A 12,174-nucleotide genomic window follows, 5' to 3' on the forward strand; every position below is an offset into this window, starting at 1 on the left:
GGGCCCCCTTACCAGATGAGAGGGCGCCGTCGCTCGCAGGCCGCTGGCAAGAGGCCCGCCTAGGATGAGGACTCCGCTGTCCCCGACTCTGAGGCACACACGTGACAAGCACATCCGCCCGGCCCGCCCGACGGAGCCGAGCCCCTCTCGCCATCACCGCGGCCATCATCGCCGCCCTCGTGATCGCGTTCTTCGTCTTCGCCGGCTTCTACGCCGACGTCCTCTGGTACGACCAGCTGGGCTACCTCGGGGTGCTGCTCACGCAGTGGGGCGCGGGCATCGCGCTGTTCCTCGTCGGGTTCCTCGCCATGGCGATCCCGGTGTTCGTGAGCATCCAGGTCGCGTACCGCTCGCGGCCCGTCTACGCGAAGCTCAACTCGCAGCTCGACCGCTACCAGCAGGTCATCGAGCCGCTGCGCCGTCTGGCCATGTTCGCCATCCCCGCGGTGTTCGGCCTGTTCGCGGGCGTCTCGGCGTCGAGCGGCTGGCAGCGCACGCTGCTGTGGCTGAACCGCACGCCCTCGGGCACCACGGATCCGCAGTTCGGGCTCGATGTGTCGTTCTACCTGTTCGAGCTGCCCTTCTACCAGGCGGTCGTCGGGTTCGCCTCGGCCGTCGTCATCATCTCGATGCTCGGCGTGCTCGCCACGAGCTACCTCTACGGCGCGGTGCGCTTCACCGGCCGGGAGGTTCGCATCTCGAAGAGCTCGCGCATCCAGATCGCGGTCACCGCGGGCGTCTACTTCCTGCTGCAGGGCGTCAGCATCTGGCTCGACCAGTACTCCGCCGTCGTCAACACGGCCAACGGCGGCCTGTTCACCGGCGCCGCGTTCTCGGACGTGAACGCGGTGATCCCGGGCCGCACGATCCTCGCCGGCATCGCCGCCGTCGTCGCGGTGCTGTTCCTCGTCACCGCGGCCATCGGCCGCTGGCGCCTGCCGATCATCGGCACCGCGGGCCTCATCGTGGCCAGCATCCTCATCGGCACGGCCTACCCGGCCGTGGTGCAGCGCTTCCAGGTGGAGCCGAACGAGCGCGCGCTCGAGTCGCAGTACTACCAGCGCAACATCGAGGCCACCCGCCAGGCGTACGGCCTCGCGGACATCGAGGAGATCCCCTACGACGCCACGACGGACACCACGCCCGGCGCGCTCCGCGAGGACGCCGCGACCACGGCCAACATCCGCATCCTCGACCCCGCGGTGGTGGGCGACGCGTTCAGCCAGCTGCAGCAGTTCCGGCAGTACTACCAGTTCGGGAACAACCTCGACGTCGACCGGTACCAGATCGACGGCCGGGTCCAGGACACGGTCGTCGCGGTGCGCGAGCTGAGCCCGAACAACACCGGCACCTCGTGGGTCAACCAGCACCTCGTGTACACCCACGGCTACTCGCTCGTCGCCGCCTACGGCACGCAGCGCACCTCCGACGGCCAGCCGGTCTTCCTCGAGTCCGGCATCCCCGCCTCGGGCGACCTGGGGAAGTTCGAGCCGCGCGTGTACTTCGGCGAGGACTCGCCCGCCTACTCGATCGTCGGCGGTCCCGCGTCCGGCGACAACGTCGAGCTCGACTACCCGTCGGGCGTCGACGGCGCCGACGAGACCTACACGACGTTCCAGGGCGACGGCGGTCCGAAGGTCGACAACGTCTTCAAGCGCCTCATCTACGCGCTGAAGTTCCAGTCGGAGCAGATCTTCCTGGCCAACCAGATCAACGACCAGTCGCAGATCCTCTACGACCGCGACCCGGCGCAGCGCGTCGGCAAGGTGGCGCCGTACCTCACGGTGGACAAGGACCCGTACCCCAGCGTGGTCGACGGGCGCGTGGTGTGGATCGTCGACGGCTACACGACGAGCGACCAGTACCCGTACTCGCAGAAGAACGACATGAGCCGGCTCATCGCCGACTCGCAGCAGACGCAGCCGCTCGTGCCGACCGACCAGATCAACTACATCCGCAACTCGGTGAAGGCGACGGTCGACGCGTACGACGGCAAGGTCACGCTCTACGCGTGGGACACCGACGACCCGATCCTCAAGACCTGGCAGAAGGTGTTCCCCTCGACCCTCAAGCCGATCTCGGACATCTCCGGCGAGCTCATGAGCCACCTGCGCTTCCCGGCGGACATGTTCAAGGTGCAGCGCGGCGTGCTCGGCAAGTACCACGTCACCGATCCCGGCTCGATCTACTCGAACCAGGACCTCTGGACGACCCCGAACGACCCCACCGCCACCACGGACCCGGGCACGTCGGCGAAGCTCCAGCCGCCGTACTACCTGACCATGCAGATGCCGGGCCAGGACTCGCCGCGGTTCTCGCTGTACTCGACGTTCATCCCGCCGGCCACGCAGGACACCGCGCGGAGCGTGCTCACCGGCTACCTCGGGGTGGACTCCGACGCGGGCAGCACCGCGGGGGAGAAGGCGCCGGACTACGGGAAGCTGCGCCTGCTGACGCTGCCGAACGACGACACCATCCCGGCGCCGACGCAGATCCAGAACAACTTCAACTCGAACACGAACGTGGCGAACCAGCTCAACCTGCTGGAGCGCGGCGGACGGACCTCGGTCGTGCGCGGCAACCTGCTGACCCTCCCGGTCGGCGGCGGCCTGCTGTACGTGCAGCCGGTCTACGTGCGCTCCACGGGTGACACGAGCTACCCGCTGCTCCGCAAGGTCCTCGTGGCGTTCGGCGACAAGATCGCGTTCGAGGACACGCTGGACGCGGCCCTCGACAGCATCTTCGAGGGCGACTCGGGTGCCACGGCGGGAGACGAGGCGGTGGAGGGCACGACGCCCGCCGACCCCGCTGCCGTGGACGGCTCCGGAGGCGGGGCCACCGACGGCGGCACGGGGGCGACCCCGACGCCCGCGCCGAGCGCCTCGCCCGCGGCTCCCGCGCAGGACGTGCAGGCGGCCCTGGCCGCGGCCGGCCAGGCGCTCCAGGAGAGGGAGGCGGCCTACAAGGCCAACGACCTCGTGGGGGCGGCGCAGGCCGACAAGCGCCTGACCGAGGCGCTGAACCGGGCGATCGAGCTGGGTGCGGCCCGGAAGTAGCCCGGACGCTCCACCAGGACGGCCCCGGCGGCCCCGCGATGCGGGTGCTGCCGGGGCCGTCCTCGTCCGGCGCGGCGATCGGGGCCCGTGCGCGGCGTCGAGTGGTCATGAGCACCCGAGAGGTCTGGTAATGTATTCCTCGTAGCGCGGGGTGGAGCAGTTCGGTAGCTCGCTGGGCTCATAACCCAGAGGTCGTAGGTTCAAATCCTGCCCCCGCAACAGAACGAAGGCCCGGTCTCCTCGAGACCGGGCCTTCTGCTTTGCCCGGACTCCTTCCGGTGCCATGGGGCGGACGCCGTCCGCGTGGATCGCCGCTCGGCGGATCCCCCGCTATGGTCTCGTGACGACGCCTCCATCGTGCGCGCCGCGGCGGCCGGCTCCGAGGCCGTGACGAGCGGGGGTCGAACGTGCAGGGACCGGGCACCGCGGTGTTCCTCAACGGCCTGCCGGGCAGCGGCAAGTCCACGCTCGCGCGGCAGCTGGTGGACGCGCGGGCCGGGTGGTTCCTCCTCGACGTCGACGATCTCCGGACCTCCGTCGGCGGTTGGGCGGACGACTTCGCCGGGGCGGGGCGGACCGTGCGCCCCGTCGCGCGGTCGATCGTCCGCACCGTGGTGGCGGGCGGGGGCACGGTCGTGGTCCCGCAGCTCTTCGACGACGCCGACGAGCTGACGGCCTTCGCGGACGAGGCCAGGCGCGCAGGCGGTCGGGCGATCCACGTGCTGCTCGACGTGCCCGAGGACGAGTGCCGACGGAGGCTGGCACGTCGGCGGCGGGTCGCCGGCGAGGGGCGGGGACCGTCGCTTGCCCGGGTGGTGGGCGAGGCGCTGGACCGGGCAGGCGGTGCCGAGCACCTGGAGGTCCTCGCCGAGCGTCTGCGCCATGTCGTCCGCGGACCCCTCGCTGCGTGTCCCGTCGACGGCCGCGACGGTGGTCGTGCGCTGGTGGAGCTCGTGGAGCTCCTGGACCTCATGGCCCGCTGAGGGCGGACGCCCACCTGTCCCGCCGGGGGCGCGGTCAGCGGCGGCGGCCGGGGAGCAGCGCCTGGGCGAGCGGGATGACGGACACCACGAGGAGCACCGTGCCGAGCACCTCGTCGTCGGGGCGCACGAGCACGCCGCCCGCGAGGAGGCCGCCGAACACGAGCGCGGAGATCGCCCGGCGGAGGGTGCGCTCCAGGGCGCCCACCCGACGCTCGAGCGTGGGGTCGCTGATGGGGAGCGCGCCCTCGTCGATGCGGGTCAGCAGCGCGTCGAGGCGGCCGGGCAGGCGCGCGATCGTGCCCGCGGTGTCGGAGACGCGCGTGCCGAGGTCGCGCACCACGTTGCCGCGCTCCTCGCGGATGAGGCGCTGCGCGTACGGCTCGATGGAGTCCCAGAGGTTGAAGCGCGGATCCAGCGCGCTGCAGACGCCCGAGGTGAGCGACATGGCGCGGATGATGAGGAGGAAGTCGTCGGGCAGCTGGAAGGGCAGGGTGCGCACCACCTCCTGGAACTCCTCGGCGAAGGCGCGGAACTCCCGCGGGTCCACCTCGCGCAGCTCCGCGAAGCCGAGCCCGCCGAAGCGGGCGAAGAGGCGCGTCATGGCGAGCTCGAGCTGCGTGGTGTCGGCGGAGGGGAGCAGCACGCCGATGTCGCGGGCCGCGTCGACGAGGCCCTTCCCGTCGCGCGAGGCCGCGGCGATGAGCATCTTGCGGAGGCCCCGGCGCGTGCTCGGCGGCACCTCGCCCATCATGCCGAAGTCGATGAAGGTGAGGGTCCAGCCCTGCTGGACCGAGCCGTCCGTCACGGGCGTGACGAAGACGTTGCCGGGGTGCGGATCCGCGTGGAAGAAGCCGTCGGCGAAGAGCTGGTCGAACATGACGGCCGCGAACACCGGGGCGACCTCGACGGGGTCGATGCCCGCGGCCAGGAGTCCGGCGTGGTCGGTGATCTTGATGGCCGTGACGTCCTCGAGCGTCAGCACGCGGCGGGTGCTGCGCTCCCACACGATCTCGGGCACGGCGACGCGCGCGTCGGCGCGGAACATCTCCTGGAAGCGCGCGGAGCTGCGGGCCTCGTGCAGGTAGTCGATCTCCTTGAGGCTCGTCTCGGCGAACTCCTCGACGAGGGCGGGCGCGTCGACCCGGTCGGAGACGAGGCGGACGTGCGTGAGCCAGCCGCCGATGCGGCGGAGCGCCGCGAGGTCGATGCGGACGATGTCGTCGATGCCCGGCCGCTGCACCTTGATGACCGCGCCCGTGAGGCCGGTGTCGGCGGAGTCGATGGGGCCGAGGATCGCGCGGTGCGCCTGGCCGAGCGAGGCGGCCGCGACGGGCGTCTCGTCGACCCACGCGAACGCCTCGGAGAGCGGCATGCCGAGCTCCCGCTCCGCGAGCGCCCGGATCTCGGGGAAGGGCACCGCGGGCACCTCGTCCTGCAGGTCCTCGAGCTCGGCGGTGATCTCGGGCGGCAGCACGTCGAGGCGCGACGACATGAACTGCCCCACCTTGATCATGAGGCCGCCGAGCTCGACCGCCAGGACGCGGAAGCGCCGGGCGAACCTCTTCATGCGGCGGGTGCGCGTGCGGTCGGTGATGCGCCGGAGGCCGACGCGGGGGAGGAACAGCTCATACCACCACGTCACCGCGAGGTTCCAGGCGGCGAAGCGGAGGATGCGGCGGTAGCGGGCGCGCGTCTCCGGGGCGTCGCCCTCGGGAGCCGTCCCGGGTGCGGCGCCGGCCGTGGCCGCGGTCACTCCCGGGCGAGGATCGCGTAGAGGCGGCGGCGCACCGCGTCGAGCTCGGAGGCGGCCTCGGCGACCTGCTCCGGCGTGCCCGAGCGCTGCACCTGCGCAGCGGCCTGCGCGAGCGAGAGACCGGCCTTGGGGAGGGTGGAGCGGTCGCGGCGGTCCTGCGCGTCGTGGTCGTGCGCGTCGGGGGAGCCGGCCCACGGCGCGGTGATGCCGTCGCGCGCGACCGTCGAGCGGCCGGCCTCGGTGAGCGCCCAGACCTTGCGCCCGTCCGTGGTCTCCGCGGCGATGAGGCCCTCGTCCGCGAGGAGCTGGAGCGTGGGGTACACGGCACCGGCGTCGGGCGTCCAGGCGCCCGCGGTGCGCTCGGAGATCGCGTGGATGAGGGCGTACCCGTGCATGGGCTCCTCCGCGAGGAGGGCGAGGACCGCGTGACGCACGTCCTGCGGGCCGTGGCCGAGCCGGTGGCCGGAGTCGTGGCCGGCCGTGCCGGCATCGCGCTTCTCGAAGCGGGCGCGGAGCGACTCCATGGCCTGCCACACGCCGTCGGCGGCGTCTCCGAATGCGGATCCTGCGGTCGGGGACGATGCGGCCATGACGAGCTCCTAGCTGTGGGACGTGCGCGGTGGTTCCGACGATAGGGCGCGCACCTGGCCGCGGACCCGGGAGGGGCGGGTTCGTCAGGGAGCCGACAGGTCCGCGGCCCCGGGAGGGACGGACGCGGTCAGCCGACGGCCTGCGCGAAGCGGCGCGACGGATCCGCGAGGTGCTCGAGACCGGCCGGCAGCGCCCGGCCCTTCGCGCTCATCGACTGCGCCCACAGCCGACCGGCGCGGTACGAGGAGCGGACGAGCGGGCCGGCGAGCACGCCGAGGAACCCGATCGCCTCGGCCTCCGCCTTGATCTCCACGAACTCCTCCGGCCGCACCCAGCGCGCGACCGGCAGGTGCCGGGAGCTCGGCCGCAGGTACTGCGTGACGGTGATGATGTCGCAGCCCACGTCGTGCAGGTCGGCCAGCGCCTCCGACACCTCCTCGCGGGTCTCGCCCATGCCGAGGATGAGGTTCGACTTGGTGATCAGCCCGGCGTCGCGCCCCTGCGTGATCACGTCGAGCGAGCGTTCGTACCGGAACGCCGGGCGGATGCGCTTGAAGATGCGCGGCACCGTCTCGACGTTGTGCGCGAAGACCTCCGGCCGGGAGGAGAACACCTCGGCGAGCAGGTCGGGGTCGCCGGAGAAGTCGGTCGCGAGGATCTCGACGCCCGTGCCGGGGTTGTCGGCGTGGATCCGGCGCACGGTCTCGGCGTGCAGCCACGCGCCCTCGTCGGGCAGGTCGTCGCGGGCGACGCCCGTGACGGTCGCGTAGCGGAGGCCCATGCGCTTCACGGAGTCGGCGACGCGGCGCGGCTCGTCGGTGTCGTAGTCGGCGGGCTTGCCGGTGTCGATCTGGCAGAAGTCGCAGCGGCGCGTGCACTGGGAGCCGCCGATGAGGAACGTGGCCTCCCTGTCCTCCCAGCACTCGTAGATGTTCGGGCAGGCGGCCTCCTGGCAGACGGTGTGCAGGTCCTCCGTCTTCACGAGCTGCTGGAGCGCCTGGTACTCGGGGCCCATGCGGGCCGTCGTCTTGATCCACTCGGGCTTCCGCTCGATGGGCGTCTCCGCGTTCCGCACCTCGAGGCGGAGCATGCGGCGGCCGTCGGGCGCGGCGGCGGTCATGCGCGGGCCCCGGCGACGGGGGAGAGGGGAGCGGTGGGGGTCATGGCGGATCCGTTCGGGGCGAGGGCGCGCATCAGGTGCGGGCGGAGGAGGGGGACGACGTCGGCCGGCGTGACCGTGCGGCCGAGGATGCGGCTGATCGTGGTGACGCCGGCGTCGCGGATGCCGCAGGGGACGATCCGGTCGTAGGCGTCGAGGGAGTTGCTGCAGTTGAGGGCGAAGCCGTGCATGGTGACGCGCTCGGCGACGCGGACGCCGATGGCGGCGACCTTCTCGTCGCGCGGCGTGCCGTCGGGTGCGGCGCCGCGGACCCAGACGCCGGAGCGGCCGTCGACCCGGCGGGCGTCGACACCGAGTTCGGCGAGGAGGCCGAGCAGCGCGTCCTCGAGGCGGCGCACGTGGGCCACGACGTCGAGGGGCTCCGGCAGGCGCACGATCGGGTAGCCGACCAGCTGGCCCGGGCCGTGCCAGGTGATGCGGCCGCCGCGGTCGACGTCGACGACGGGCGTGCCGTCGCGCGGCCTGTCCGTCGGCTCCGTGCGCCTCCCCGCGGTGTAGACCGAGGGGTGCTCGAGGAGGATGACGGTGTCCTGCGCCCGGCCCGCGACGACGTCGGCATGCAGGGCACGCTGACGCTCGAGGGCCTCGATGTACGGCACGGAGTTGGCGCTTAGCCCCGTGACGACGATGTCGACCACGGGGTCAGCATAGGTGCGCGGCTCCCGCGAGGCGAGGGACCGCGCGGACCGGTCGCGTTGCGGGGGAGGCCCGCGGGGCGGAGGATCGACACCGATGACCGACACCGCCGCACCCGCCGTCCCCGACCGTCCCGCCCGCGCTCCGCGGTCGCCGCACGTGCTGGAGGTGATGCGCACGGAGCGGCTCGCACCGCACCTCGTGCGCGTGCACCTCGGCGGGGAGGGGACGCGCACGCTGCTGGCGGAGGCCGTGCCCGAGCGGCTGGCCGCGACCGACGCCTACGTGAAGCTGATGCTGCCGCAGCCCGGATCCGGCGTCACGCCGCCGTTCGACCTGCCCGCCCTCCGCGCGGTCCTGCCGCCCGAGGCGCTCCCGGCGGTGCGGACCTACACGCTGCGGCACGCGGATGCGGCGGCGGGCACCTGCGCGATCGACTTCGTCGTGCACGGCGACGAGGGGCTCGCGGGACCGTGGGCGGCGTCCGCGCAGCCCGGCGACCTGATCGCGGCGAGCGGCCCCGGAGGCATGTTCCGACCGAGCGCGGACGCGGACGTGACGCGCGTGCTCCTCGGCGACGACTCCGCCGTGCCCGCGATCGCCGCGGCGCTCGCCGCCATGCCCGCCCATGCGCACGGTGTCGCGCTGATCGAGGTCGACGGCGTCGCGGACGAGCTCCCGCTCGAGCGTCCCGCGGGCGTGGAGGTGCGCTGGATCCACCGCTCGCGACAGCCCGACGCGCTGCCCGGCGCGCCCCTCGTCGCCGCGGCGCGCGCCCTCGACCGGCCCGACGGCGAGGTCGAGGTCTTCGCGCACGGGGAGCGCGGCGCGATGAAGGAGCTGCGCGCGCTCCTCCAGGACGGCTGGGGCCTCGACCGCCGCGCCCTCTCTCTCTCCGCGTACTGGGCGCTGGGCCGCGCGGAGGACCGCTTCCAGGCCGAGAAGAGGGAGCCGGTGGGGGCGATCTTCGCGGACTGACGGCATCCCGGGTCGGCGCGTCCGACCGGCTCGGATGTGGTCTGATCCCGCGGGACATGCTCCGGTCGTGATCCCATAGGCATGGTCCCGGAGGCGAGGGCCGACTCCACGGGGTGAGGATCGGGACGATGCGGGAGACCTCGGACGCACGGGTCGGAGCGGCGGCGGGAGCGTGCCGTTCCGGGAAGGCGCGCCACTCCGCGGGTGGTGGGCCGAGGCATCTCCACGACCACCTGTCGACGGGGAAGCGTGTCATGAGGGGACGGCGGTGACGACGAGCCGGGACGGTGGGGATGATCTGGAGGACCTGGTCCGCAGCCTGCGCCCCACCCTCAGCCCGGACGTCGATGAGTGGATCGAGGATCCGGTGACATGGGTCCTCCGCGATGACGCGCACCGGCAATCGCTCTGCATCGTGGCCGTGACGGACGGCGAGTTCGACGTCACCGTCGGCGAGGAAGTGCACACGGCCCGGGGCCTCACGCGGTCCGAGCTCGAGCCCCTGGTGTCGCTCCTGGGGGTGGAGATGCTCTTCACCGCTCGGAGCGCCGCGCCGTGGAGGTGGCAGTATCTGAGTCTCGGCGACGGCACCCCGGTCCTGGCGAGGGAGGCTGCAGCGCTCGGCCCTGGTCGCACGACCAGCCCCGTCGCGGTGCCGAGTACGGCGGATCACATCGCCGCTCTCCGTTCCGAGTTCGCGCCGCTCGTGCGCCGCTCGGTGACGGAGTCCACCGAGCACGATCGCTGGCGCCTGCATGGTCGCCGACACGGTGAGGACCTGTCGATCGGCTACGGGGGCGGCTCGACGATCGAGATCGAATTGGGCGATTCCTCCACGGAGCTGGTCGACTTCCCGAAGAGGCATCTGCCGGGCATCCTCGAGCGCTTCGACGGGTCCGAGTCGTCGTGGATGCGGTCCTCGCTGATGGGGATCCCGGTCTCGGTGGGCGTGGTCTTCGCCGACGGACATCGCGTGCCGTGGGACCGATTCCACAGGGTCCTGTCGCGCATGGCGCGAGAAGAGCGCATCGACGGATCCGTCTGACCCACGGCCGGCGACCAGAGCGGGGTCGTGCGCCGGGTCGCGGATCCGGCATGCTGGGCAGGCGCGCGAGCTGGCACGACCGGTCGCACGCGTCCTCGTCCCCCCACCCCGGAGACCGCCATGAGCGCAGCCGCATCCCGCCCGAACGACCATCCCGCCGACGCGGGCGGCGTGGGGGAGGTGGCTCCGGACGAGAGCCTCATCACCGTCCCGGACACCGTCGCCGGGATCCCGCACTCCGTGATCGAGGACGTGCTCGGGATCCTCACCGGCACGTTCGTCGCGTCGTTCGGGCTGTTCCTGCTGCGCGACAGCGGTGCCGTCACGGGCGGCACCGCCGGGCTCGCGCTGCTGCTGAGCTACACGGGCGTGCTGCCGTTCGGCGTGCTGTTCTTCGTCGTGAACGCGCCGTTCTTCGCGCTCGCCGTGTGGAAGAAGGGCTGGCGGTTCACGATCCGCACGGTGATCTCGGTCGGTCTCGTGTCGCTGTTCTCGTCGCTCCACCCGGCGATGGTGACGAGCCTCGACCTGCAGCCCGTCTACGGCGTGCTCGCGGGGAACCTGCTCGTGGGGATCGGGCTGCTGGTGGTGTTCCGCCACGGATCCAGCCTCGGCGGGTTCAACATCGTGGCGCTCGTGGTGCAGGAGCGGCTCGGCTTCCGGGCCGGGTACGCGCAGATGATCCTCGACGTCATCGTGATCCTGCTGGGCCTCACGGTCGTGGAGCTCGAGAGCGTGGTCTGGTCGGCGGTCGGCGCGGTGCTGCTCAACCTCGTGCTCGCGCTCAACCACCGGCCGGGGCGCTACACCGGGGTCTGAGCGGGATCAGCCGGCGGGCGGGGCCGCGTCCGGACGCGCGTGCGCGTCGTGCGCGTCGTCCGCGTCGTCCGCGTCGTCCGCGGGGTGGCGCAGGTAGCCGCGGCGGCGCAGGCCGACCTCGAGCGGCAGCGTCGCGAGGGGCGGAATCGCCGCGACGCCCGCGAGGAGCGCGGCCTTCCAGCCCCAGCGGAGCCGGATCGCGGCCACGGCCGTGACGATGACGTAGAGCACGAACGCGGCGCCGTGCAGGCGGCCGAACACGAAGACGCCGAGCTCGGTGGTCTCCGTGACGTACTTGAGGAACATGCCCACGAGCAGGCCCGTCCAGGTCACGGCCTCCACGATCGCGACCACGGCGAAGAGGCGGCCGAGGCGCGACGGCCGGTCGGAGCGGTCGCGCGTGCCGCGGAGGAGGCGGGCGACGGCGCCGGATCCGGCGGGGGAGGACGCGGACCCCGGACGCCCGTCGGCGTCGGCGTCGGGGCGGGCGGCGTCGGCGTGCGGAGTGTGCGTCATGGGGCCTTCCGGGGCGGGGCGGCGGATCCGGTGCGGATCCCCTCGGAGCGGAGCGGGTCGTCACCAGGGTACGGATGCCCTCCGGGCGGATGCTGGGGACGCCGTCCGCCCGCGCGCCGCGACCCGTGGCGGATGGCAGGATCGAGGAGCCGGATCAGCCGGCTACCGTCACCCGCCCGAGCCCCGGAGGCCCCATGCCCGACCGCGCCCCGCACGTCGTGTTCGTCTGCGCCCGCAACGGCGGCAAGTCCCAGCTCGCCGCGGCGCTCATGCGGCACGACGGCGACGGCGCGGTGCATGTGTCGTCCGCCGGCACGGATCCCGGGACCGACCTCAACGCGCTCGCCGTGGAGTCGCTCGCCGAGCTCGGCATCGACGTGGGCGACGAGCGCCCCAAGCCGCTCACGGACGACATGGTGCGCGCGGCCGACCTCGTGGTCGTGCTCGGCGCCGAGGCGCACGTGGACGGCGACCGGGGGGTCGCGGTGGAGACGTGGATCACGGACGAGCCGTCCGAGCGCGGCATCGACGGGATGGAGCGGATGCGGCTCGTGCGCGACGACATCCGCGCGCGCGTCACGGAGCTCCGCGGCCGGCTGGGCGGCGCGGCCTAGGGG

11 protein-coding genes and 1 tRNA gene are annotated in these 12,174 nt (G+C 72.9%); 7 read left to right on the forward strand and 5 right to left on the reverse strand.

Annotated elements, in window-relative coordinates; translation table 11 throughout:
• Positions 1-101 precede the first annotated feature (101 nt).
• From AWH51_RS15470 to AWH51_RS15480, 3 genes are all read left to right on the forward strand, one after another.
• Complete coding sequence (locus AWH51_RS15470; RefSeq protein WP_175345540.1) at positions 102-3,056, forward strand: UPF0182 family protein; 2,955 nt, start codon at positions 102-104, stop codon at positions 3,054-3,056.
• A 145-nt stretch (positions 3,057-3,201) separates the two neighbouring features.
• Positions 3,202-3,275 (forward strand) — tRNA-Met (locus tag AWH51_RS15475).
• Between the two features lie 188 nt (positions 3,276-3,463).
• Positions 3,464-4,039 (forward strand): AAA family ATPase, encoded by a 576-nt coding sequence (locus AWH51_RS15480; RefSeq protein ID WP_063072932.1) that lies wholly within the window; start codon positions 3,464-3,466, stop codon positions 4,037-4,039.
• 34 nt (positions 4,040-4,073) lie between these two features.
• Here AWH51_RS15480 and AWH51_RS15485 read toward each other — a convergent pair whose 3' ends face one another.
• The 4 genes from AWH51_RS15485 to lipB all read right to left on the reverse strand — a co-directional run bounded on the left by AWH51_RS15485 (position 4,074) and on the right by lipB (position 8,201).
• Positions 4,074-5,792, reverse strand: coding sequence for an ABC1 kinase family protein (locus AWH51_RS15485; protein WP_063072933.1), 1,719 nt, complete (start codon positions 5,790-5,792; stop codon positions 4,074-4,076).
• Entirely contained in the window at positions 5,789-6,382 is a 594-nt protein-coding gene (locus AWH51_RS15490) for a PadR family transcriptional regulator (RefSeq protein WP_063072934.1), read from the reverse strand. The genes AWH51_RS15485 and AWH51_RS15490 overlap by 4 nt, the downstream gene beginning before the upstream one ends.
• Before the next feature lie 128 nt (positions 6,383-6,510).
• Entirely contained in the window at positions 6,511-7,503 is a 993-nt protein-coding gene (gene lipA / locus AWH51_RS15495; protein WP_175345541.1) for a lipoyl synthase, read from the reverse strand.
• Entirely contained in the window at positions 7,500-8,201 is a 702-nt protein-coding gene (gene lipB, locus AWH51_RS15500; RefSeq protein WP_063072935.1) for a lipoyl(octanoyl) transferase LipB, read from the reverse strand. Before lipB ends, lipA begins: the two co-directional genes overlap by 4 nt.
• Before the next feature lie 94 nt (positions 8,202-8,295).
• On the opposite strand from lipB, the gene AWH51_RS15505 reads away from it, so the two are divergent.
• The 3 genes from AWH51_RS15505 to AWH51_RS15515 all read left to right on the forward strand — a co-directional run bounded on the left by AWH51_RS15505 (position 8,296) and on the right by AWH51_RS15515 (position 11,041).
• Positions 8,296-9,177, forward strand: a complete 882-nt coding sequence (locus AWH51_RS15505) for a siderophore-interacting protein (RefSeq protein ID WP_063072936.1) — start codon at positions 8,296-8,298, stop codon at positions 9,175-9,177.
• 268 nt (positions 9,178-9,445) lie between these two features.
• Positions 9,446-10,222, forward strand: coding sequence for a hypothetical protein (locus AWH51_RS15510; protein WP_063072937.1), 777 nt, complete (start codon positions 9,446-9,448; stop codon positions 10,220-10,222).
• 120 nt (positions 10,223-10,342) lie between these two features.
• The gene (locus AWH51_RS15515) at positions 10,343-11,041 is read left to right on the forward strand and encodes a YitT family protein (RefSeq protein ID WP_063072938.1); all 699 of its coding nucleotides are present in this window, start codon (positions 10,343-10,345) and stop codon (positions 11,039-11,041) included.
• A 6-nt stretch (positions 11,042-11,047) separates the two neighbouring features.
• On the opposite strand, the gene AWH51_RS16535 is transcribed toward AWH51_RS15515, so the two are convergent.
• Positions 11,048-11,557 (reverse strand): DUF3817 domain-containing protein, encoded by a 510-nt coding sequence (locus tag AWH51_RS16535; protein WP_254654605.1) that lies wholly within the window; start codon positions 11,555-11,557, stop codon positions 11,048-11,050.
• 194 nt (positions 11,558-11,751) lie between these two features.
• Between AWH51_RS16535 and AWH51_RS15525 the strand changes: the two genes are divergently transcribed.
• The gene (locus tag AWH51_RS15525) at positions 11,752-12,171 is read left to right on the forward strand and encodes a low molecular weight phosphatase family protein (protein WP_063072939.1); all 420 of its coding nucleotides are present in this window, start codon (positions 11,752-11,754) and stop codon (positions 12,169-12,171) included.
• Positions 12,172-12,174 lie beyond the last annotated feature (3 nt).

The sequence above is a fragment of the Clavibacter tessellarius genome (assembly GCF_001618005.1).
Taxonomy (GTDB): domain Bacteria; phylum Actinomycetota; class Actinomycetes; order Actinomycetales; family Microbacteriaceae; genus Clavibacter; species Clavibacter tessellarius_A.